The organism is Brachybacterium rhamnosum (assembly GCF_039526185.1).
Classification (GTDB): Bacteria; Actinomycetota; Actinomycetes; order Actinomycetales; family Dermabacteraceae; genus Brachybacterium; species Brachybacterium rhamnosum.
This window is the reverse complement of the sequence record NZ_BAAAIS010000002.1, coordinates 1,161,005-1,183,918: the sequence shown is the minus strand read 5'-3', so window position 1 is coordinate 1,183,918 and position 22,914 is coordinate 1,161,005. Positions and strand designations below refer to the sequence as shown.

The 22,914-nt window shown below is 72.2% G+C and carries 19 protein-coding genes; 3 read left to right on the top strand and 16 right to left on the bottom strand.

The annotated features are described in order from the left end of the window. Positions 1-219 precede the first annotated feature (219 nt). Complete coding sequence (locus ABD080_RS07145) at positions 220-1,161, top strand: sulfite exporter TauE/SafE family protein (RefSeq protein ID WP_343904217.1); 942 nt, start codon at positions 220-222, stop codon at positions 1,159-1,161. A gap of 110 nt (positions 1,162-1,271) precedes the next feature. Here the strand turns inward: ABD080_RS07145 and ABD080_RS07140 are convergent, their stop codons facing one another. From ABD080_RS07140 to ABD080_RS07110, 7 genes are all read right to left on the bottom strand, one after another. Continuing rightward, a complete protein-coding gene (locus ABD080_RS07140) occupies positions 1,272-2,516 on the bottom strand; it encodes a Gfo/Idh/MocA family protein (RefSeq protein ID WP_343904216.1) in 1,245 nt (414 codons plus the stop codon). After that, positions 2,506-3,285, bottom strand: coding sequence for a ThuA domain-containing protein (locus tag ABD080_RS07135; RefSeq protein WP_259362033.1), 780 nt, complete (start codon positions 3,283-3,285; stop codon positions 2,506-2,508). The genes ABD080_RS07140 and ABD080_RS07135 overlap by 11 nt, the downstream gene beginning before the upstream one ends. Before the next feature lie 296 nt (positions 3,286-3,581). Continuing rightward, positions 3,582-4,016 carry a hypothetical protein gene (locus ABD080_RS07130; RefSeq protein WP_343904215.1) on the bottom strand — a complete coding sequence of 145 codons (435 nt, stop codon included), beginning with the start codon at positions 4,014-4,016 and terminating at the stop codon, positions 3,582-3,584. Between the two features lie 10 nt (positions 4,017-4,026). Beyond that, positions 4,027-4,632, bottom strand: a complete 606-nt coding sequence (locus ABD080_RS07125) for a histidine phosphatase family protein (RefSeq protein WP_343904214.1) — start codon at positions 4,630-4,632, stop codon at positions 4,027-4,029. Positions 4,633-4,648: 16 nt separating this feature from the next. Continuing rightward, positions 4,649-6,361 carry an FAD-binding oxidoreductase gene (locus tag ABD080_RS07120; RefSeq protein ID WP_343904213.1) on the bottom strand — a complete coding sequence of 571 codons (1,713 nt, stop codon included), beginning with the start codon at positions 6,359-6,361 and terminating at the stop codon, positions 4,649-4,651. Beyond that, a complete protein-coding gene (locus ABD080_RS07115) occupies positions 6,358-7,164 on the bottom strand; it encodes a lysophospholipid acyltransferase family protein (protein WP_343904212.1) in 807 nt (268 codons plus the stop codon). The genes ABD080_RS07120 and ABD080_RS07115 overlap by 4 nt, the downstream gene beginning before the upstream one ends. Positions 7,165-7,166: 2 nt before the next feature. Next, positions 7,167-7,943: an SDR family NAD(P)-dependent oxidoreductase gene (locus ABD080_RS07110; RefSeq protein ID WP_343904211.1), complete on the bottom strand. Its 777-nt coding sequence runs from the start codon at positions 7,941-7,943 to the stop codon at positions 7,167-7,169. Between the two features lie 152 nt (positions 7,944-8,095). On the opposite strand from ABD080_RS07110, the gene ABD080_RS07105 reads away from it, so the two are divergent. Further along, the gene (locus ABD080_RS07105; RefSeq protein WP_343904210.1) at positions 8,096-10,369 is read left to right on the top strand and encodes an HAD-IB family hydrolase; all 2,274 of its coding nucleotides are present in this window, start codon (positions 8,096-8,098) and stop codon (positions 10,367-10,369) included. A 525-nt stretch (positions 10,370-10,894) separates the two neighbouring features. On the opposite strand, the gene ABD080_RS07100 is transcribed toward ABD080_RS07105, so the two are convergent. The 8 genes from ABD080_RS07100 to ABD080_RS07065 form a co-directional block, all read right to left on the bottom strand. Next, entirely contained in the window at positions 10,895-11,710 is an 816-nt protein-coding gene (locus ABD080_RS07100; protein ID WP_343904658.1) for an amino acid ABC transporter ATP-binding protein, read from the bottom strand. Between the two features lie 62 nt (positions 11,711-11,772). Then, complete coding sequence (locus tag ABD080_RS07095) at positions 11,773-12,750, bottom strand: amino acid ABC transporter permease (RefSeq protein WP_343904209.1); 978 nt, start codon at positions 12,748-12,750, stop codon at positions 11,773-11,775. Beyond that, positions 12,747-13,679 carry an ABC transporter substrate-binding protein gene (locus ABD080_RS07090; RefSeq protein WP_343904208.1) on the bottom strand — a complete coding sequence of 311 codons (933 nt, stop codon included), beginning with the start codon at positions 13,677-13,679 and terminating at the stop codon, positions 12,747-12,749. The genes ABD080_RS07095 and ABD080_RS07090 overlap by 4 nt, the downstream gene beginning before the upstream one ends. A 192-nt stretch (positions 13,680-13,871) precedes the next feature. Next, the gene (locus ABD080_RS07085) at positions 13,872-15,956 is read right to left on the bottom strand and encodes an ABC transporter ATP-binding protein (RefSeq protein WP_343904207.1); all 2,085 of its coding nucleotides are present in this window, start codon (positions 15,954-15,956) and stop codon (positions 13,872-13,874) included. Continuing rightward, on the bottom strand, positions 15,956-17,692 hold the full coding sequence (locus ABD080_RS07080) for an ABC transporter ATP-binding protein (RefSeq protein WP_343904206.1): 1,737 nt from the start codon (positions 17,690-17,692) through the stop codon (positions 15,956-15,958). The genes ABD080_RS07085 and ABD080_RS07080 overlap by 1 nt, the downstream gene beginning before the upstream one ends. Before the next feature lie 189 nt (positions 17,693-17,881). Then, a complete protein-coding gene (locus tag ABD080_RS07075; protein WP_264451018.1) occupies positions 17,882-18,553 on the bottom strand; it encodes a DUF6318 family protein in 672 nt (223 codons plus the stop codon). Between the two features lie 325 nt (positions 18,554-18,878). Then, positions 18,879-19,691, bottom strand: a complete 813-nt coding sequence (locus ABD080_RS07070) for a class I SAM-dependent methyltransferase (protein WP_137769794.1) — start codon at positions 19,689-19,691, stop codon at positions 18,879-18,881. Between the two features lie 83 nt (positions 19,692-19,774). Continuing rightward, entirely contained in the window at positions 19,775-20,830 is a 1,056-nt protein-coding gene (locus ABD080_RS07065) for a zinc-binding dehydrogenase (protein ID WP_343904205.1), read from the bottom strand. Between the two features lie 196 nt (positions 20,831-21,026). Between ABD080_RS07065 and ABD080_RS07060 the strand changes: the two genes are divergently transcribed. Next, entirely contained in the window at positions 21,027-21,914 is an 888-nt protein-coding gene (locus ABD080_RS07060) for a helix-turn-helix domain-containing protein (protein WP_343904204.1), read from the top strand. A gap of 26 nt (positions 21,915-21,940) precedes the next feature. On the opposite strand, the gene ABD080_RS07055 is transcribed toward ABD080_RS07060, so the two are convergent. Further along, a complete protein-coding gene (locus tag ABD080_RS07055; protein WP_137769792.1) occupies positions 21,941-22,873 on the bottom strand; it encodes an aldo/keto reductase in 933 nt (310 codons plus the stop codon). Positions 22,874-22,914 lie beyond the last annotated feature (41 nt).

The following is a 22,914-nucleotide window of genomic DNA, read 5'->3' as shown; positions in this document are numbered from 1 at the left end:
CGGGCGCACCGAAGAGGAACCCGGGACATCGGCGACGATGTCCCGGGTTCTCTGCATTCTGGGTCTCTGCATTCCGGGTCATCCCCGCACGCGAGGCGCCGCGCCGCACGCCCCCATCAGCGTTCTTTATGACGCGTCATGTCTGCACTATTGTCCTATCGGGCCGCATCGAGGAGACTCCCTCGAGTGGACAGCTCTCGCCCCGGAAGGACCTGATCGATGAGACGACTCATCCTGCTCGCCCTGGTAGGGCTCGGCGCCCAGCTCGTGGACGGCAGCCTCGGCATGGCCTACGGCGTCACCTCGACCACGCTGCTCCTCGCGATCGGCACCAATCCGGCCTCCGCCTCCGCGACCGTGCACCTCGCGGAGATCGGCACCACCCTCGCCTCCGGCCTCTCGCACTGGAAGTTCGGGAACGTGGACTGGAAGGTCGTGCGCCGCATCGCGCTGCCCGGGGCGATCGGCGCCTTCGCGGGCGCCACGTTCCTGACCTGGCTGTCGACCGAGGTCGCCGCCCCGGTCATGTCCGGGATCCTGCTCGCGCTCGGCGTCTACGTGCTCGTGCGCTTCACGTTCAAGGGGATCGACCGCAGCAACCTCGGCAAGCCGCTGCGCCGGCGCTTCCTCGCCCCCGTCGGCCTCGTCGCCGGCTTCATGGACGCCACCGGCGGCGGCGGCTGGGGCCCCGTCGGCACCCCCGCGCTCCTCGCGAGCGGCCGCATCGAGCCCCGCAAGGTGATCGGCTCGATCGACACGAGCGAGTTCGTCATCTCGGTCGCCGCCTCGCTCGGCTTCCTCGTGGGCCTCGGCACCGCCGGCATCGACCTCACCTGGGTGCTCGCGCTGCTCGCGGGCGGCCTCGTCGCGGCCCCGATCGCCGCCTGGCTCGTGCGGCTCGTCCCGCCGCGTGTGCTCGGCTCCCTCGTCGGCGGCATCATCGTGCTGACCAACGTCCGCACGATCCTCCGCAGCGACCTCGTCGACGCGCCGGACGACGTGCGACTGCTGTCCCTCGGCGTCGTCGCCGTGGTCTGGGCCGCGGCCGTCGTCCACTCGGTGCGCGCCTACCGCCGTGAGCTCGCCGCCGCCCCGCCGGCCGACGCCCCCGAGGCCCCGGCCGACGAGGACCGCGAGAAGGCCCTCGCGACCGAGGGCTGAGCACCGCGCGTCCCCGACGCGCTCTCCGTACCGCACGCGGGCCGGGACCTGAGGAGGTACCGGCCCGCGGCCGTCGGGAGGCGAGACGCAGCCCGCGCCTAGCAGTTCCGTCAGCGGACCGTGAGCGCCTCGCGCACCGATCCCCAGCCCTGCATGATCGCCCGCGCGTCCGGATCGAGCTCCGCGGCGATCGCCTCCGCGCGGGCCTCCTCGAGCAGCTCGTCGATGACCACGCGGGTGCCGCGCTCCACGGAGGCCACCGCCGCCTCGACCATGGCGAAGCTGAGGATGTTCTCGTGCACCTCGCACAGGGGTGTGCGGCCCTCGCGCAGGGCGGTCGCGAACTCGATGATCGAGGCGTCGATCTGGTCGGGCTCCGGGGTCGCGAGCGCCTGCTCGAGGGCGGACTGCAGCTCCCGCGTGCGCTCCTCGTCCTCCGTGCCGAGCACGGGCGCACCGGTGCCGTCCCAGGTCGCCGAGCCGTGCTCCGCGCCGATCCGCCACTCGCTGTTCCAGTAGGTGGGCAGGCCCCGCGCGTTCCAGGACCCGTTGTAGACGAACAGCGAGCCCGTGCCGTCCGCCCCCGCCATCTCGAAGGTGCAGGTGACGGTCGCGTCCCCGGCGTAGACGCTCCACGACGGGTTCGCCCCGTGCGCCGTCACCGCGATCGGGTCGGTGCCGGTGATGTAGCGCGCGGTGTCGAAGGCGTGGATGCCCATGTCCCGCAGCAGCGGGTGCTGCTGCTGCGCGCGGAAGCCCTCGTGCTCGGTGAACAGCGAGAAGAACGCGCTCGTGAGGACCGTCGGCCCGTGGGCGGCGACGAAGCGGCGCAGCTCGCGCACCTGGGGGAAGAAGCGTCGGGACTGGGAGACCATGAACGGCACGCCCGTGAGCTCGCTGTGCGCCATGAGGCTCAGCGCCTCCGGGAGCGTCTCGGTGACGGGCTTCTCCCCCAGCACCGGGATGCCCGCGTGGAGGGCCTTCACGGTGACCGGGTGATGGGCGACGGGGACCGTGGGGTTGATGAGGACGTCCGCTCCGACCTCGAGCGCGAGGTCCACGCCGTCGGTGCCGACGGCGACCGCGGAGGGGTCCGGGACGCCGGACTGCGCGATCGACTCCTCGGGCATGCCGGGGACGAGGTCCGCGACGCCCACGAGCTCGGTCATGGGGCTGTCGTGGATGACGCGCGCCCACCAGCGGCCCATGCCGCCGGCGCCCACGACGACCGCGCGCAGCGGCTCCTGCCCCGCGGCGGCGGCGAGCGCGGCGTTCGGATCCGCCTCGGCGGAGCGGGTCGACGTGGGGACGGCCGCCCCGACGCGGGCCGCGTGCGCGGTGCTCTCAGATGACACGGGTGGTCTCCTCGTCGCGGTACCAGTCGCGGGGCGCATTGGCGATCTTCACGGGGGCGATCTCGCGGGGCTCGGGGCGGGCCCACTGCACGGCGTTGGCGAGCACGCGCTGGATCTCCGCCTGGTGGTAGACGGGGTACTCCTGGTCGCCGGGGCTGAAGTAGAAGACCTTGCCCTTGCCGCGACGGAAGCAGCAGCCGGAGCGGAACACCTCGCCGCCGCTGAAGGAGGAGACGAAGACGAGCTCGTCCGGGGCGGGGATGTCGAACATCTCGCCGTACATCTCCTGCTCGGGGATGACGATCGGGTGCGGCACTCCGCGGGTGATCGGATGGGAGCCGTTCACGGTCCAGACCCGCTCCTCGTCGCCGTCGTTGCGCCACAGCAGGTTGCACGAGGTGCCCATGAGGAGGCGGAACACCTTGGAGTAGTGGGCGGAGTGCAGCGGGACCAGGCCCATGCCCTCGCGCACGCGGCGGGCGACGCGCTCGGCGATCTCATCGGGCACGTCGTCGTGGGCCATGTGGCCCCACCAGGTGAGGACGTCGGTCCGGGCGAGGGCCTCCTCGGAGAGGGACTCCTCGATGTCGTCGAGCAGGGCCACGCGCACCTCGGCGTCGACGCCGTCGGCCGCGAGGGTGCTGCGCAGCGCCTCGGCGATCGTCGTGTGCATGCCGTCGGGATAGAGCTCCTGGACGCGCGGGTCGACCTTCTCGTGCCGGTTCTCGCCGAAGACGGCGACGCGCAGGGTGGTGCTGCCCTGAGTCATGGGGGATGCCCTTCGTGGTGGGTTCCGGGGCGCGGCGTGCCCGCGCCGATGCGGTCCGATCCATCGTAGGGGCGGGCGGCGCCGCAGGGTGCGACACGCCGGGACGGATTCCCACGTGCCCAGGAGTCAAGGCCCGGGGCGCGCGACGACCGGGGAGCATGGGCAGCCCGACAGCAAATGACCAGGTAGTAACGGAAAACGTGACCGTGGTGTGACCTGGTTCGCACGGATCCTGGACTATGGTCGTCCGGAGGTTCCCTCAATGGCGAGGGAACCTCTTCCTCTTCCCCGGGCGCTCAGCCCTCGCGGCGCACCTGCACCAGCAGCCCCTGCTCGCGGAGCGCCGACTCCAGCGCCTGGGAGAGCTCCGCATGGGCGCGCGCCGCACGGGCCCGGCCCAGGGTGCCGCCCAGCACGAGGCCCGCCCCCGCGCCCCAGCGGTGCTCCACGAGCGTGCCGCCCTCCCCCGCCCGGGTGCCGATCCGGGCGCTCAGGTAGAAGGCACGGCCCGCGAGGGATCCCAGGACGATCGTCCGGCCGCGGCTGCCGCGCTCGAGCAGCAGCTCCTCCCCCGGCTCGTCCGTGACCCGCCAGCCTCGCTCCGCGACGAAGGCTGCGAGGCGGGCGCGCACCTCGTCCACGTCCCCCCGCACCACCAGCAGGGCCCGACCGGCACCGCAGGCACTGCCCGTGCCGCCCGCGCCCTGGCCGCCTCGCGTCGGTACGCTCATCGTCGCGCGCTCACGCCCGCGCCGACGCGTCGGCCGGGACCGGCCGCGCCGGGCCCAGCTCCCGCAGCTCGGCGTTGCCCAGGTGCGGCACCTCGCGATGTTCGTGCGGGTCCCGTCCCTCCCTGAGGGCGAGGGCGATCTGGAGCACGTCCCCGTGGGCCACGAGCACCACGGAGCGGCCGTCGGCGGCGAGCGCATCGGCCTCCGCGAGCACCGCGCCCACCCGGCGGGCCACCGACGCCACGGGCTCGACCCCGTGCTCGCCGCTGCGGCCCGCGGCGTCCGCCGCCCAGATGTCGTCGTAGGCGGAGGCGGGCCCCTCGTCGAAGGGCCCGAAGTCCCGCTCCCGCAGCCGCGCATCGATCCGCGCCCCGCGGGCGCCGAGCTCCGCGGCGAACACCGCGGCGGTCTCCGCCGCACGGGCGAAGTCGCTGCTCAGCACGATGGTGCCCGCGTCGAAGCCCGCTTCGCGGGCACGTCGGCCGGCCTCCGCGGCCTGCTCACGGCCGCGGCGAGAGAGCCCCACCTCGGTGAGCGCGCGCGCCCCCGGGGAGGAGACGATGACGCCCTCCACGTTCGCCGTGGACTCGCCGTGCCGCAGCACGAGCACGCTCATCGCCGGGCCCCCGCGCTCAGGACGCGACGATCTTGCCGGGGTTGAGGTTCCGCCCCGGGTCGTTGTCCGCGAACAGGCCCTCGACCATCCGCACGCCCACCTCGCCGATGTCCTCGGTGATCCAGGGCCGGTGCTCGACGCCCACCGCGTGGTGGTGGGAGACCGTCGAGCCGAGGTCCACGAAGGTCTGCTGCACGGCCTCCTTCGCGCGGTAGTACTGCTCGAGCGCCTGCTCCTCGCTCGAGTAGGGGAACGCGAAGGTGAAGTAGAGGCAAGCGCCGGCGTGGTAGCTGTGGGACATGTGGCAGAACATGAAGCCCGGCAGGTCCTGGCCGCGCTGCACCTCCTCGAAGGCCTCGTAGACCTTCGTGTGGACCTCATTGATGCTCGACCAGGTCGCCCCGGTGTCGCACACGTCGCCGAAGACCTGGTGGCCCAGCAGGAAGTCGCGCAGGTAGGGGGTGTCGAACTTCTTCTGGTCGTAGACCTTGCCGACGCTCGCGCCGAGGGTCACGCCGCCGTTCGCCTTGACGATCTTCTTGACGATCGACTTCTGCTGCTCGACGGAGGCCTTCGATCCCTCGAAGCAGACGTAGCTCAGGCACATCTCCTCGGACGTGTCCCAGCCCTGCGAGCGCAGGTAGGCGAACAGGCCGTCCTGCACCTTCGCGGAAACCTTCGACTTCGTCGTCGTCGGCGTCTTCGAGGAGAGGGCGAGGGAGAACTTCGTCTCGGGCCCGTCGGAGAGCCGGGTGAAGGTCGGTGTGACGTCGGTGGAGCGGGCGATCGCGTGCATGCCGCGGATCCCGTGCTCCCAGTCCGGGTACATGTAGCCGATCACCTGGCGCACCGGCGCGGAGCGGTGCACCTGCACGGTGACCTCGGTGATCACGCCGAGGCGACCCTCCGAGCCGAGGATCATCTCGTGGACGCTGGGGCCCGAGTCGCGGCCCGGGATCGCCTTCGTGACGGCGACGCCGTCGGGGTGCACGAGCCGCAGCCCGCGCGCGATGTCCTCGATGTCGCCGTACTTGTCCGACTGCATGCCGGAGGAGCGGGTCGCCGCCCAGCCGCCCACGGTGGAGAAGGTGAAGGAGTCCGGGAAGTGGCCGACGGTCCAGCCCTTCTCGTTGAGCTCCGCCTCCATGTCCGGCCCGTACATGCCGGCCTGCACCCGCGCGAGGCCCGAGGTGTCGTCGATCTCGAGGATCCGGGAGAGCCGGCCCAGGTTCATCGTGAGGATCGGGCGCTGCTCCTCGGCGTCGGGGGTGACCGAGCCGGAGATGCAGGTGCCGCCGCCGTAGGGGATGAGGACGAGGTCGTGCTCGAGGACGATCCGCAGCACCGCGGCGACGTCCTCCTCGCTCCCCGGGTAGACCACGGCGTCGACGAGGCGCTCGAAGGCGCCCGTGCGCACGCGGAACAGGTCCGGCAGCGAACGGCCGAAGGAGTGCAGCACCCGGTGCTCGTCGTCGTCCCGGATCGCGTCCTCGCCCAGTGCCTGCGCGAGCTGCTCGCGCACCGCGCCGGGGAGCCGCGTCGCGGGCACCTCGTGGTCCGTGAGCACCGGCGCCACCGGGTCCGGCGCGTTCGCGAGATCGATGCCGATCTCGTTGCGCGCGAGGTCGATGAAGGCCGGGCGGTTCGTCACGGAGAAGGCGACGTCGTCCTGCCCCCATCCCCACCACTTGTGTCGGGTGACGTCGGCGGCGGCGATCGGTGCGGTCATGCGGACTCCTCTGTCCCCGGGTGCGGATGCCCCAGGATCTCCTCGTAGTTGTCGTCGTACAGCGACTGCACCCGGTCCCGGATGCGCGCGGTGAACGCGACGGCCGATTCGCCCTCCTCGGCGAGCATCGGCTCCCCGTAGACCACGCCGACGGGCGGGCGGCCGGGGACGGGCCAGCTGCGCCCCTTGGGCATGGCCTCGTAGGCGCCCACCATCGCGGCGGGGATCACGGGGACCCCCACGCCGATCGCGAGCGCGGCGCCGCCCGGCTTGAAGGAGCCGATGCGGCCGGTCTGCTGGCGCGTCCCCTCGGGGAACACCAGGATCGGCACCCCCGAGCGCAGCAGGCGCCGGGAGAAGCCGGAGTTCTTGCGCGAGCCGTCACGGTCGATCGGGAACGCGTTGAACAGCGCGCGCACGAAGATCCGCCGGTACCAGACCCGGAAGAAGTAGTCCGCGGCGACGCCGGTGGAGAGGTAGCGCGCCTGCGCCCACGGCAGCCCCTGGGCGAGCATCGGCGCGTCGGTGTGGCTCGAATGGTTCGCGACCAGCACGAACGGTCCGCGCACGGTGCGCACGCGGCGGTGGACGATCGTGCGCGGCGTGATCGCGGCGCTCACCACGATGCGGAACACGCCGCGCTGCAGCACGAAGCGCAGGGCGGAGCGCGTGCGCGAGCGGTACTTGGCGAGGTCCCCCTCCGGGGCCTCCCAGCCCTCACCGCGGGAACGGGCGGAGAGCGAGGCCAGCAGGCCCGGCTTCCGCTCGCCGCGGGGGTCCTGGCGCGGGCCCTGCTCCGCCATGCTCAGCGCTCCTTGTCGCGGCGGTGGGTGAGCAGCGAGCTGAGGTTCGCCACGAGGCCGCGCGGCGTGGTGCGCAGCACGGCGACGATCGCCTTCCAGCGGAGGCTCGGGATCGAGACGGGGCGCCCCCGCGCCACGTCGCGCAGGCACTGCTCGACGAGGAAGTCCGCGTCCAGCCACAGCGGCCCGGGGATCGAGGAGCCCTTGATCCCCGCGCGCGAGTGGAACTCCGTGCGCACCCAGCCGGGCATGAGGCACGTGACCCTCACACCGGTTCCGGAGAGCTGCACGCCGAGGGACTCGGAGAAGTTGCCCACCCAGGCCTTGATGGCGGAGTAGTTGTTCTGCGTGACGAGCGAGCTCACGGAGCCGACGTTGACGATCCAGCCGCCGCCCCGCGCGCTCATGCCGCGGCCCGCGGCGCCGCCCAGCTTGAGGACCGCCCGGATCATGACCTCGAAGCCGAGGTCGTGCTGCGAGAGGTCCTCGTCGAGCAGGGAGGAGCGCACGGAGAAGCCGGCGTTGTTGACGAAGACGTCGACCGGATCGGCCGCGGCCTCGAGGCGGTCGGCGACGCGCTGCTGCGCGTCACGGTCGGAGAGGTCCGCGGCGACGGTCTCGACGTGCACGCCGTAGGTCTCGGTGAGAGAGGCGGCGACCTCCGCGAGCCGATCGGGGTGCCGGGCGACGAGGACGAGGTCCGTCCCGCGCGCCGCGAATGCTCGTGCGAACGCGGCCCCGATGCCTGCGGTGCCGCCGGTGATCAGGGCCCTGTGCATGGCGGCTACGATACACTAGACCCGCCCTGACCTGCGCAGGGATGACCTGCACCAACGCTTCCGGCGGGCGTGTGAGGGCGCAGGAACGCCGCCCCCGGGAACCCCGGGCGGCCGCCGCGCCGCACACGCCCCACCGTCCACCGAGGGATCCCATGTCGAACACCACCCCCGCCCCCGCCGCGACCGCCACGGCCGGCGATCCGACCACCGGGAAGCGGAGGATCCTGCTCACGGGTGTCACCGGGTTCCTGGGCCAGGCCGTGCTGCGCAGCCTCCTCGAGACCACCGAGGACACGCACGTCACCGCCGTGATCCGCCCCAAGGGCTCCGTCCCCGGCGCGAAGCGCCTCGAGGGCCTGCTGCGCAAGCCCGTCTTCGCGACCTGGGTGGAGAAGGTCGGCGGCGGCGACCGCGAGAAGGCGGCCGACGTCTTCCGCTCGCGCGTGGACGTGCTCGAGGGCGACCTCACCGACATGCCCGCGATCGACCGACCGCTCGACGTCGTGATCCATTCCGCGTCCTCGGTCTCCTTCGACCCGCCGATCGACGAGGCGTTCCGCACGAACGTGGGCGGCGCGCGCAACCTCTACGAGGCGCTCCTCGCCTCCGGCCAGGACCCGCACGTCATCCACGTCTCGACCGCCTACGTGGGCGGCGCGGCCAAGGGCCTGCGCCAGGAGGGCAGCCTCGACCACACCGTCGACTGGCGCACCGAGTTCGATGCCGCCCTCGCGGCCCGCGAGCGCGTCGAGGCGGAGAGCCGCCGGCCCGAGACCCTGCGCGGCCAGATGCGCAGCGCCCGCCTGCGCGACGGCCGCATGGGCCCCAAGGCCGTCGCTTCCGCCGCGGAGGACGCCCGCAGCGCCTGGGTGGACGAGCGGCTCGTGGACTTCGGCCGCACCCGCGCCCAGTCCGTGGGCTGGACCGACATCTACACCTTCACCAAGGCCATGGCCGAGCGCGTGGCCGAGGAGCTCTGGGCCGGGAACGGCCATCGCCTCTCCGTGGTGCGCCCCTCGATCATCGAGTCGGCGCTGCGCAGCCCCTACCCGGGCTGGATCGACGGCTACAAGGTCGCCGACCCGCTGATCATGGCGTACGGCCGCGGCATGCTGCCCGAGTTCCCGGGCCTGGCCGACTCGATCCTCGACGTCATCCCGGTGGACTTCGTCGTCAACGTGATCGTCGCCCTCGCCACGCAGGACGTCTCCCGGCGCGGTGACGACGCCTACTACCAGGTGGTCTCCGGCGCCTCGAACCCGCTGCCGCTGCACGTGATGTTCTCGGCCGTGCGGAGCTACTTCCTGGAGCACCCCCTCGAGGACGAGAAGGGCGAGAAGATCGCCGTCCCCGAGTGGAGCTTCCCCGCGGTGGAGATGATCGAGCAGCGCTTCCGGATCAAGGAGCTCAGCGCCAAGGCGGGAGCGGCGGTCGTCGCCCAGCTCCCCGCCACGACGCGGACGCGCGCCTGGACGACCCAGCTGCACAAGGCCACCTCGGGCCTGACCACGCTGCGCAAGTACATCGAGCTGTACCGGCTGTACACGAAGACGGAGATGGTCTTCGACGACGCGAACACCCGCGCCCTGCGCGAGGAGCTGCCGGCCTCCTTCCTCGCGGAGCACGACTTCGACGTGCACGACATCGACTGGTCGGACTTCTTCCGCAACCACCACCTCCCCGCCATCACGGAGCTCACCAAGGCGTACTCGCGCCGCAAGGCCGCCCTGCGCAGCCGTGCGGGCCGCCCGGTCGAGATCACGGAGAAGCCGGGCGCCCTCGCCGTCTTCGACCTCGACGGCACGGTCATCGCGTCCAACGTGGTGCGCCAGTACGTCGACGTGGTCCGGGCGACCCGCCCGCGCCGCGAGTGGCCCGGGGAGATCGCGGCCGTGCTCGCCTCGGTGCCGGGGTACCTGCGGGCGGACCAGCGTGACCGCTCCGAGCTGATCCGCATGGTCAACCGCCGGTACAAGGGTTACCGCGCCGAGGAGCTGCGTGCGCTCATGCAGGGCGAGCTGGGCACCCGCATCCGGGCCTCGATCCGGCCGGAGGCCCTCGAGCTCATCGAGCGCCACCGCGCCGCGGGTCACCGCACCGTGCTCGTCTCCGGCGCGCTCGACCTGCTCGTCGAGCCGCTGCGCGACCTCTTCGACGACGTCATCGCCACCCCGATGGACGCCGACGCCGACGGCGTGCTCACCGGCTACCTCGCCACTCCCCCGCTGGTCGACGAGGCCCGCGGGAACTGGCTGCTGAAGTACGCCGACGGGCAGGGCGCGGATCTCTCGGTCTCCTCCGGCTACGGCGACTCCCTCGCGGACGCCGCCTGGCTCGAGCTCGTGGGCACCCCCACCGCCATCAACCCGGACCTGGGCCTGTTCTCGCTCGCGAAGAAGAAGCGCTGGCAGATCCTCGAGTGGTGACCATCGGGGCCACAGCGGCCGACGGGCCGAGCCTCGGCTCCCGGCCACCGACCCCGATCACCCCGACCCCGACGCCCGCCGTCGGCCCTCCGCCTCGCAGCGGCCGGGCCCGTGGCGGGCGTCGTGCGTCGGCCCCTCCGCCGCAGGTCGGGCGTGACGGGACAGGACGACGCGGAAGGGGCGGCACCGGGGCCCGAGCGGAGTCGAACCGGGCCGGTCGAGGCGAGGCGGCACCGGCGATGCGAGCAGGCCAGCGAGCCAGGGAGCCAGGGAGCCAGGGAGCCAGCGAGCCAGGGAGCCAGGGAGCCAGGGAGCCAGGGAGCCAGGGAGCCAGGATCGAGCGCTACCCCGCCGACCGGACGGGGCCTCCCACGAAAAGACTGGTCATCATGTACATGATGACCCGCCTTTCAGAAAGACGGACCGACCTCGAGTCGGGTCGGGACACGGCCGTGCTCGGATCGCCCCCTGGCCGACGGGCGACGCGCGGCGCGGGGTAGGTCGTGCCTCCGTCGGAGGAGTAGGTCAGAGGACCGAGGCGAGGAAGCCCTTCAGCCGCTCGGACCCGGGGTGGTCGATGACCTGCTCCGGGGTGCCCTGCTCGACGATCAGACCATCGTCCATGAACACCACCTGGTCGGCGACCTCGCGGGCGAAGCCCATCTCGTGGGTCACGACGATCATTGTCATGCCGCCCTCGGCGAGCTCCTTGAGGACGGAGAGCACCTCCGCCACGAGCTCGGGATCCAGGGCCGAGGTGGGCTCGTCGAAGAGCATCAGCTCGGGCTCCATCGCCAGGGCGCGGGCGATCGCGACACGCTGCTGCTGGCCGCCGGAGAGCTCCGAGGGGTAGTGGTCCGCGCGATCCCCGAGGCCCACGCGGTCCAGGAGCGCGAGCGCCGCCTCCTTCGCCTCCGCCTTCCCCCGGCCCAGCACCTGGATCGGCGCCTCCATGACGTTCTCGAGCGCCGTCATGTGCGGGAAGAGGTGGAAGCGCTGGAAGACCATGCCGATCCGCGAGCGCTGCCGGGCGATCTGCCCGGAGGGGAGCTTCTGCCAGCGGCCGTCCGCGAGGGGCTCCTCGGCGTAGCCCTGGGTCACGCCGGCGATGCGGACACGGCCCGCGGTGGGCTCCTCGAGCTGGTTGATGCAGCGCAGCAGCGTGGACTTGCCGGAGCCCGAGGGGCCGATCAGCACTGTGACCTCACCGGCCGCGACCTCGAGGTCGCAGCCCTTGAGCACATGAAGGTCGCCGAAGGCCTTGTGGATGCCCTCGAGGCTGATCAGCGGGGTCGGCGTGATGCTCGCCGCAGGGGTCGCCCCGGCGGCGGGAGCGGTCATCGCCCCGTCGGCCGACGGGGACGGACCGTTCGGCGACGGGGTGTTCTGGGGCGCGGTCGTCATCAGAGCTCCACCTCCGGGAGCGAGTCCTTGGGGGTCGTGCCGGCGCGGTTCACCGCGGACTGGCGGGAGCGCTTCGCGGCGGGTGAGCCGGTGCGGTCGTCGAAGCCGCGGCCGAAGTACCGCTCCAGGAAGTGCTGGCCCACCATGAGCACGCTCGTGATCGCGAGATACCACAGGGCCGCGACGATGAGCAGCGGGATCGGCGCGTAGAGCTTGTTCGCGATCGCGTTCGAGGCGAAGGTCAGATCCAGCGTGAAGGGCACCGCGAGGACGAGCGAGGTCGTCTTCAGCATGCCGATGGTCTCGTTGCCCAGCGGCGGCACGATAACGCGCATGGCCTGCGGGATGATGATACGCCGCAGGATCTTCCCGTTGCTCATGCCGAGCGCCTTGGACGCCTCCGTCTGCCCCTTGTCCACCGAGTTCAGGCCCGAGCGGATGATCTCCGCGAGGTACGCGCCCTCGTTGAGCGCGAGGCCCACGACCGCCGCCCAGAAGGCCGGGAAGTAGTCACGGGTCGAGAACGAGAACAGCTCCGGGCCGAAGGGCACGCCGAGCACGACCTTGGGGACGATCACCGTGAACAGACCCCAGAACACGAGCTGCGTGTACACGGGGGTGCCGCGGAAGACGAAGATGTACGCCCAGCTCACGCCCCGCAGCACGGGATTCTCGCTGCGGCGCATGATCGCCGCGGTGAGCGCGATCGCGGTGCCGAGGATCATCGACAGCACGGTGATCAGGAGCGTCCAGCCGACTCCCTGGACGACCTTGACGTCGAGGATGAAGGTCGCGACGGTCCCCCAGTCGAAGACGGGGTTCGTGACGAGGAAGTTCGCGAGACCCAGCACGAGCAGCGCGACGATCACAGCGCTGATCCAGGTGCCGGGGCGGGGCGGCCGCTTGGCGCGGATCCGACCCGGGATCGGATCGGCGGGGCGCCGGGCGGCGGGGGCGGCGGGGGTCTGTGTGCTCACTGCTGCGGGTCCACTTCCGAGGTCTCGATCATGCCGGTCTCGTTCCCCCAGGCCGCGAGGATCTCGCGGAGGGTGCCCGAGTCGATGAGGTGCTGGACGGCGCCGCGGATCGCCTCGGCCAGGTCGGGCTGGTCCTTGGCGACGACGATGCCGTTGAGGGCGGCGTCCTCGATCTCGCCCACCTGCTCGAGGGTGCCGCGCGAGCGGTCCACGGCGTAGGCGACGACGGGCGAGTCGCCGATGAGGACGTCGGCCTTGCCGCCGGCGACGGCGGTCGCGGCGTCCGCGTTGCCGACGTAGGGCTGGTCCACGATGCCCTTGCCGCCGCCGTCGCGGCACTCGGCGTCCCGCTCGACGACGACATCGTCCATGTAGGTGCCGACCTGGTGGGCGACGCGCGTGCCGCACAGGTCCGGCGGCGTGATCCCGTACGGGTTCCCCGACTTCACGGCGTAGCTCATGCCGGCGGCGAAGTAGGACACCATCGAGACCTGCTCGAGGCGCTCGGGGTTGATGGTGAAGCTCGAGATGCCGACGTCGTACTTCGAGCCGATCGAGGGGATGATCTGCGCGAACACCGCGGACTCGGTGCGGGTCGTCAGGCCCAGCACCTTGCCGATCGCCGCGAGGACGTCCATGTCGTAGCCGACGGCCTGCCCGTCGGAGCCGACGAACTCGCCGGGGGCGTAGTTCAGGGCGGCGCCGTTGACGAGCTCGCCGCGCTCGCGGATCGCGGCGGGGACGAGCTCGGCGAGGTCCTGCCGCTCCTCGATGCCGGAGAGGTCGATCGTGGGGATCGCGTTCGACTCGGCGTCCAGGCGCACGGAGGCGTCGGTGCAGGCGGCGAGCGCAGGCGCGAGGGCCGCGCCGCCGAGGGCGAGGGGCAGCGCGCGGAGGAGGCTGCGCCGCCGGGGTCGGGTGGGGATCACGGATGGAACCTTATGCATAACGGTGCATGACGACAAATCCGTGAGGTCTGTGCCTCACGGCCCGACGTCGCGCGGGGACGGCCGACGCTACCGTCGGCCGTCCCCGCCGTCCGGCGCTCCCCCGCGCCGAGACCGCACCGTGATCCGCGTCCGGGCGCAGCGCCCTCCCGTGCGACCAGACCTCCCGCGGGCTCAGAGCGCGGGGGCGATCCCGCCGGTCGTCGTCGGCACCTCGCCCGTGACCGGGGCCGGCTCCGTCGCGCCCGTCTCCCCCGTGACCGGGACCTCCGCGTCCGGATCCGACGTCGCTCCCTCGAACTGCGAGCGGTACAGACGGGCGTACGCGCCGCCCGCCGCGAGCAGCTCCTCGTGGGAGCCCTGCTCGACGATGTCCCCGCTCTCCATGACGAGGATCAGCTCCGCGTCGCGGATCGTCGAGAGGCGGTGCGCGATGACGAAGGAGGTGCGACCCTCCCGGAGGCGGTTCATCGCGTTCTGCACGAGCACCTCGGTGCGCGTGTCCACGCTCGAGGTCGCCTCGTCGAGGATCAGCAGGCTCGGCCGGGCGAGGAACGCGCGGGCGATCGTCAGCAGCTGCTTCTCGCCCGCGGAGATCGACGTGCCGTCGTCGTCCACGACCGTGTCGTAGCCCTCCGGCAGCTGCCGCACGAAGTCGTCGACATGGGTGGCGCGCGCCGCCTCGAGCACCTCGTCGTCGGTCGCGTCGAGCCGGCCGTAGCGGATGTTCTCCCGGATCGTGCCCTCGAACAGCCACGTGTCCTGAAGGACCATGCCGGTGCGGGAGCGCAGCTGCGCGCGCGTGAGATCGCGGATGTCGACGCCGTCGATCGTGATCCGTCCGCCGTCGATCTCGTAGAAGCGCATCACGAGGTTCACGAGGGTCGTCTTCCCCGCGCCCGTCGGCCCCACGATCGCGACCGTGTGCCCCGGATCCGCGACGAGGGACAGGTCCCGGATCAGCTCGCGCTCCGGCGTGTAGGAGAAGCGCACGTGCTCGAACTCGACGCGGCCCTCGCGGATCCCGGCGACGGCGCGGGGATCCGCGGTCTCCGGCTCCTGCTCCCCCGCGTCCAGCAGCTCGAAGACCCGCTCCGCGCTCGCGACGCCGGACTGCAGCATCGTCGCCATCGAGGCGACCTGGCTGAGCGGCTGCGTGAACTGGCGCGAGTACTGGATGAACGCCTGCACGTCTCCGAGGGTCATCTGCCCCGAGATGATCCGCAGACCGCCCACGATCGCGATCGCGACGTAGGACAGGTTCCCCACGAACAGCATGAACGGCATGATCAGCGAGGAGACGAACTGGGCGCCGAAGGTGGCCGTGAACAGGCGGCCGTTGGACCGCTCGAACTGCTCGGCCACCTCGCGGCGCCGGCCGAACACGGTGATCAGCTCGTGGCCCGTGAAGGCCTCCTCGACCTCGCCGTTCAGCGCGCCCGTCGCGTCCCACTGCTGGGCGAAGAGCTTCTGCGCGCGCTTGCCGACGACGGCCGTGATGAGGAACGCCACCGGGATCACGGCGAGCGCGATGAGCGTGAGCCGCCCCGAGATCGTCAGCATCATGACGAGCACGCCGATCACCGTGAGGATCGAGTTCACGAGCCCCGTCACGGTGTTCATGAGGGTGTTCTGGATGTTGTCGATGTCGTTGGTGACGCGGGAGAGGATCTCGCCGCGCTTCATCCGGTCGAAGTACGCGAGCGGCAGGCGGTGCAGCTTCTCCTCGACCTGGCGGCGCAGCCGCGAGACCATCCGCACCAGCAGCCGGTTCAGCGCGACGCCCTGCAGCCACATCAGCAACGAGGCGGCGATGTACAGGCCGGTCGCGAGGGCGAGCACCTGGTAGAGCGCCGTGAAGTCGATGCCCTGTCCCGGCGTGAGCGTCATGCCGGAGAGCATGTCCGCCATCTTCTCCTCGCCCGAGGCGCGCATCTGGGCGATGACCTGCGCCGGATCGGCGCCCGCGGGGAGCTCCCTCGAGATCAGCCCGGAGAAGATGAGGTCCGTCGCGCGGCCCAGGATCTTCGGTCCCACGACGTTCAGCGCCACGGAGACGACGCCGATGGCGATCGCGAGGACGAGGTACTTCCGCTCCGGTCCGATCTCACGGACCAGGCGCTTCGCGGAGGGCCAGAAGCTCTTCGCGCTCTGCCCCGGGCGCAGCCCGCGCGAGGCGTCCTTCTCGCTCGCGATCTCCGCGGCGACCTCGGCCTCGTCCCCGGCCGCAGGGGTGGATGCGTGCTTCTGCTCGCTCATCACGCCACCTCCTCCTCGACGCCCTGGGAGCGCACGATCTCGCGATAGGTCTCCGAGCCCTCGAGCAGCTCGGCGTGGGTGCCCTGCGCGACGACCCTCCCGTGCTCGAGCACGAGGATGAGGTCGGCGCCGGTGATGGTGGTGACACGCTGGGCGACGATCAGCACGAGCGCGTCCCGGGTCTCGGGGGCGAGCGCGGTGCGCAGGCGGGCGTCGGTCGTGAGGTCCAGCGCGCTGAAGGAGTCGTCGAAGAGGTAGACCGACGGCTTCGCGGCGAGCGCGCGGGCGATGCACAGCCGCTGCCGCTGACCGCCGGAGACGTTCGTGCCGCCCTGGGCGATCGGCGAGTCCAGCTCCTGCGGCATCGCGGCGACGAAGTCACGGCCCTGGGCGACGGTGAGCGCGTGCCAGAGCTCCTCGTCGCTCGCCTCCGGATTGCCGAAGCGGAGGTTCGAGCCGACGGTGCCGGAGAACAGGTAGGGGCGCTGCGGGACGAGGCCGATCCGGTCCCAGAGCACCTGCGCGTCGAGCTCGCGGATGTCCACGCCGCCCAGCAGGACCCGCCCGGAGGTGACGTCGGACAGCCGCGGGACGAGGTTCACGAGCGTCGTCTTGCCGGCGCCGGTGCCGCCGATGATCGCGACGGTCTGCCCGGCGCGGGCGCTGAAGGAGATGTTCTCGAGCACCGGGCGCTCGGCCCCCGGGTAGGTGAAGGAGACATCCTCGAAGGTCAGCTCGAGGGGGCCGCTCAGCTCGCGCACGCCGTCCTCCCGCTGCACGACGGTCGTGGTGGTCTCGAGGACCTCGCCGATGCGCTCCGCGGAGACCATCGCGCGCGGCACCATCATCGTCATGAAGGTCGCCATCATGACCGCGATGAGGATCTGCATGAGGTAGGCGATGAAAGCGGTGATCGAGCCGACCTCCATCTGCCCGGAGTCGATGCGCGGCGCCGCGACGAGCAGCACGACCACGGTGGACATGTTGAGGATCAGCATGATGATCGGCTGCATCGTGATCATGAGCAGGCCGATCCGGCGGTTCAGGTCCGTGACCTCGTCGTTGACGACGCCGTAGCGCTCCCGTTCGCGGTCCTCGCGCACGAAGGCGCGCAGCACGCGGATGCCGGTGATCTGCTCGCGCAGCACCCCGTTGATCTGGTCGATCACGCCCTGCATGCGACGGAACAGCGGGGCGGCGCGCGCGATGATGAACCCGACGGCGAGCAGCATGACCGGCACCATCACCGCGATCAGCCACGCCATGCCGGGCTCGACGCGCAGCGCGAGCACCACGCCGCCGATCCCCGTCACCGGCGCCTGCACCAGGAAGTTCAGGGAGAAGAAGACGAGCATCTGCACCTGCTGCACGTCGTTCGTGGAGCGGGTGATGAGCGAGGGCGTGCCGAAGCGGTCCATCTCGCGCGGGGAGAACGTCGCGACCTGGCCGAAGACCTTCCTGCGGAGGTCCTGGCCCACGCACATCGCGGAGCGGGCGCTGAAGAAGTTCGCGGCGACGAGCGCGACGATGTAGCCCAGCGAGATCACGAGCATGATCCGCCCGAGCTCCCAGATCCGGTCGACGTCGGCCTTCGCGACGCCGTCGTCGATGATGTCGGCGTTGAGGGTGGGCAGGTAGAGCGAGGCGAGCACGCCGATGATCTGGAAGACGACCACCAGCGCGATCCAGAGCCAGTAGGGGCGCAGCGAGCGCAGGACGAGACGGAGCAGCGGCACAGGGGTTCCTCTCACGCGTCGTGCGTGCGCACGCACGACCCCGCCGAGCCTACTGACATCCGCGTGCGCTCGCTGAGGGGGCGCTGGGGATTCGAGACAGGTGTCCGGCGGAGGACGTCGGAGGGAGGACGGGGCGCGGCCGACGGGGCGGGGGCCGACCGGGGCGGTCGCGGCGGGCGGGGGTGGGGCTCAGCCGGCGGAGCCCGCGTCCGACGCGCCGCCCGCGTCGGAGGCGGCGGAGTCCTCGTCCGGGGTGAGGGACATGTCCGCGACGCGCCAGCGGTCACCGTCCCAGATGAGCTTCGCGCTCAGCTGCCCGGAGACCGACTCGAGCGAGTACGGCACGCGGGAGGGGTCGTCCACGAGAGTGCTCTCCGCCTCCTCGAAGTCCGCGACGACGGTGCCGCTCGCGGGCGGCTCCCCCGACCCCTCGAAGGTCGTGCCGTGCACGGTGAACTCGCCGCCCACGAGGTAGCCGTCCTGCTCGTGCAGGGTGGTCGCGTTGTCGAGGAAGGACGTGCACACCGAGCAGTCCTGGTCGATCGACGCCTCCCAGAGCGACGTGTCCCCCGTGGTCATCATGTACGTGTACGAGTCCAGGAGGTAGGTGAGCGTGGCCTGCGCGCCCTCGGCGGTCTGCTCCTTCATCACCGCGGGCGCCTCGGGCTTCGCGACCTCGGGCCGCGGGGTCTGATCCGCCGGGTCCATGGTGGGGCGCGGGTCCTCGGTGGACTCCGTCGCGGTCCCGGCCGTGGGATCGCCGCTGCCGCCCGTCAGCTGCCCGATGCCGAGGATCCCGGCGGGGATCACGAGCAGCAGGGCGAGGACGACGATGACGATGCGCTGGAAGGGACGGTTCACGCGGGCCAGGGTAGCGGGCCGAGCCGTGCGCGCCCTCCACGGCCCCGGCCGGGCCGGCTCCCGATGCGCCACGACCCGGCCCCCGCCCCGCGGCCGCGCCCCGGCCCCGGCCCGAGCCCCCGGCCCCGCCCCCTCACTGTCCGATTGCGCGCCGGAGTTCCACGAACGGAACTGGGACGCGCAATCGGACAGTCGGGTCCGCGGCGGGGCCGGTCACGGGACCTCTTCGCGCACGTCCCTCCCGTATCGAGGACTTCTGCGCGCGGACGTCCCGTGCCCCTGATCGGCGGATGCCGGTGCGCAGGGGGACGGCGCGGGCCGGGGCTCAGGCCGCGCGGTAGAGGAAGAGATCGGTGCGATAGGGCAGGCCGACGGTGCTCCCCCGCTCATGGCCCAGGTGCTCGTGCACGTACCAGTCGAGGTTCGCGAGCACCTTCTCCCGCCGCTCCTCCTCCGCGGTGATGACGTAGCTGCGGGTGCGGGCGAGATCCACGAGGTCCGGCGTTGCCATCGGGTCCTCCCACCGCACGACGACCCGCTCGGCGAGGGCGAGCCCGCCGGCCACGGGCGGGGCGAAGTCGTCGCGCTGCACGTCCCCCGCGTGCATGATCCGCGAGTAGCGGTGCACCCAGGGGATCTGCACGTCCAGGGTGTTCCACAGCAGTGCGAGCACCCCGCCGGGGCGCAGCAGGCGGAGCACCTCCGCGCTCGCGGCGTCCGCCTCGAACCAGTGCCAGGCCTGGGCGGCCGTCACGAGATCGGCGCAGGCATCCGGCAGGCCCGTCGCCTCCGCGGTCCCCACCACGCGCTCGACTCCCGGGTCCCGGAGCGCGTCGAGCATCGAGGCGGCGGGGTCCACCGCGGTGACGACGAGGCCGCGGGCGGCGAGGGCGGCGGAGAGCTTGCCGGTCCCCGCGCCGAGGTCCACCGCGGTCCGGCGCTCGACGGCGGCGGGAAGGGCGGCGAGGATCGCGTCGAGCGCCGCCTCGGGATAGGCCGGGCGCAGCCGGTCGTAGTCCGCGCCGGTGCGGGTGAAGGCCTCGGCGAGCTCGGCGCGCCGTTCCCGGGAGCGGAACCGCGGCTGAGAGCGGCGGGACACGGGCGGGACCGGCGGGTGCTGGGGGTCGTCGGTGCTCACGCGGGGGAGCCTAGTCGGCGCGCCCGCCTGTCCGTCCCCCTCGCGGGGGACGGACAGGCGGGAGGGCGGCGAGGCTCAGAGGCTCAGAGGCGCGGGTCCACCATCACCTTGAGCACCTCGCGGGCGTCCATCGCGGCGTAGCCCGCGGGCACGCCGTCCAGGCCCACGGTGCGGTCGAACACCTTGCCTGGCTCGATCTCGCCGCGCAGCACCTGGCCGATCGCCTCCTCCTGATAGGCGCGCACGGGAGCGGGGCCGCCGGCGAGGCGCGCGTTCTTCCCGAACAGGGAGCCGAAGCCCACCGGCGCCTCCTCGTACTGGGGCACGCCCACGCGGGAGATGACGCCGCCGGGACGCACCACGCCGTAGGACTGCTCGTAGGCGGGCATGTGGCCCACGGCCTCGAGGACCACCTCGCTGCCGAGGCCGCCGGTGAGATCGAGGACCTCCGCGACGCCCTCCTCGCCGCGCGAGGAGACGACGTCGGTCGCGCCGAACTCGCGGCCCAGGTCGGTGCGGGCGGTGTGGCGGCCCATGAGGATGATCCGCTCCGCGCCGAGCTGCTTCGCGGCGAGCACCGCGGAGAGGCCCACGGCGCCGTCGCCCACGACGGTGACCGTCTGGCCGGGGCGCACCTTCGCCACGTACGCGGCGTGATAGCCGGTGAGGTAGACGTCGGAGAGGGTCAGCAGGGACGCGAGCAGGGACTCGTCGGCCGTGTCGGCATCCACCTCGGGGACGGGCACGAGGGAGCCGTCCGCGAGCGGGATGCGGGCGAACTCCGCCTGCAGTCCGTTCGTCTCCGGCGTCGCGTAGAAGCCGCCGTGGGGGCAGGCCGTCTGGAAGCCGTCGCGGCAGATCGGGCAGGTGTTGTCCGCGAAGGAGAAGGGCGCGACGACGAGCTGGCCGCGGCGCAGCGAGGTGACCTCGGCGCCGATCTCCTCGACGACGGCGAGGGACTCGTGGCCCATGGACTGGCCGTGCTCCTGCGCCTCCATCGAGTGGTAGGGATGCAGGTCCGAGCCGCACACACAGGTGCGGACGGTGCGCACGATCGCGTCGGTGGGGTGGAGGATCGTGGGCTCGGGGACGTCCTGGACTCGGACGTCGCCCGCGCCGAACATGAGTGTGGCCTTCATGGCGGGTCTCCTGGGAGGTCGGGGCCCGTCGGCGGGAATCTGCCGGCGGGGACCCCTCCAGCGTGCGGGGACCGGCCGACGCCCGGGAGTCCAGGGCGAGAGGTGTACTGCGAGAGCCCCCCCCAGGGCCGAGGACCCGGTGCGGGGTACTCATGAGACCTCCCTCGCGGCCGCGGGCGCCCCTACGCTCGGGGGCATGAGCCAGAAGGACGAGGTGCGCGAGTTCCTCATCAGCCGCCGCGCGAAGGTGACCCCGGCGATGGTGGGTCTGCCCCCGGGCGGCCCGCGCCGCGTGCCCGGGCTGCGCCGCGGCGAGGTCGCGGTGCTCGCCGGCGTGAGCGTCGAGTACTACACGAAGGTCGAGCGCGGTGACCTGCGCGGTGTCTCCGACGAGGTGCTCGGCGCGATCGCCACGGCGCTGCGCCTGGACGCGGCGGAGCAGACGTACCTCATGAACCTCGCGCGGGCCGCGAACGCCGGCCACCGCGCCCGGGCCCCGCGCCGCCAGGAGCAGGGGATCCGCCCCAGCCTGCTGCACCTCGTGGACTCGATCTCCGAGGGCGCGGCGGTGCTCGCGAACCCGCGCAGCGAGATCCTGGCGACGAACCCGCTGGCCCGCGCGCTGTACGATCCGCTGTTCCGCTCCCAGGGCGAGCGCCCCGGCTACGGCCGCTTCATCTTCCTGGACCCCGCGGCGCGGCAGTTCTACCCCGACTGGGAGATGATCGCCGACGTCAACGTGGCGTCCCTGCGCGCGGTCGCCGGGCGGCACCCCTTCGACCCCTCGATCACGGAGCTCGTGGGCGAGCTCTCCACCCGCTCCGAGGAGTTCCGCCGGCGCTGGGCGCGGCACGACGTGCGGCTGCACATCGAGGGCCTGAAGCGCCTGGACCATCCCGTGGTGGGGCTCGTCGAGCTCGAGTACAACGTGCTGGACCTGCGGGCCGACGAGGGCGCCGATCTCACCGTCTACACGGCCGCCCCGGGCTCCGAGAGCGAGGAGAAGCTGCGGCTGCTCGCGAGCTGGTGGGCCTCGGAGCGTGCGGCCGACGACGCCGCCTCCCCCGCCTCGGGGAGCGTGTAGCCCGGGGCGGGAGGGGCGGTGCGGGATCAGGGGACGGTGTAGCCCGCCGCCCGGAGGATCTCGTACCACTCGGCGCGGGTGAGCGGCAGGTCCGATCCCGCCGCGGAGTCGGTGACCCGCTGCGGGGTCGTGGTGCCGAGCACCACCTGCATGTTCGCCGGGTGCCGGGTGATCCAGGCGACCGCGATCGCGGTGGTCGTGACGTCGTACTGCTGCGCGAGGCGGTCCAGCACCGCGTTCAGCTCGGGGTACTTCTCCGACCCCAGGAAGGGCCCGTCGAAGAAGCCCGCCTGGAAGGGGGACCAGGCCTGCAGCGTGATGTCGTGCAGGCGGGCGTGGTCGACGAGACCGTCGTCCCGGCTGATCGACTGGTCGAGCCCCTGCATGTTCGCGGCGACGCCCTGGGCGATGAGCGGCGCGTGCGTGATCGAGAGCTGCACCTGGTTCGCGACGATCGGCTGGCGCACGTGCTTCTTCAGCAGGTCGATCTGCCGGGGCGTGTGGTTCGAGACGCCGAAGGAGCGCACCTTGCCGGCCTCGTGCAGCCGGTCGAAGGCGTCCGCCACCTCCTCGGGCTCCACGAGGGCGTCCGGGCGGTGCAGCAGCAGGATGTCGAGGTAGTCGGTGCCGAGCGCGGCGAGGGACTCCTCGACGGACTCGACGATGTGCTCGGCGGAGAAGTCGAAGTAGGGGCCGGGGTGGCGGATCCCCGTCTTGGTCTGCAGGGTGATCTGCTCGCGCTCGGACGGGGTCAGCCGCATGGCCTCCGCGAAGCGCCGCTCGCAGCCGTGGGTGGAGCTGCCGTAGACGTCGGCGTGGTCGAAGAAGTCGATGCCGGCGTCGCGGGCGGTGCGCACCAGGGTGCGGACCTCGTCGTCGGACTTGTCCTGGATCCGCATGAGACCGAGGACCACGTTGGGCGCGGTGATCTCCGTGCCGGGGAGGGTGAAGGTGCGCATCGTCGCTGCTCCTGTGCTGGGGTGAGGGGGCGGAGGGCCGG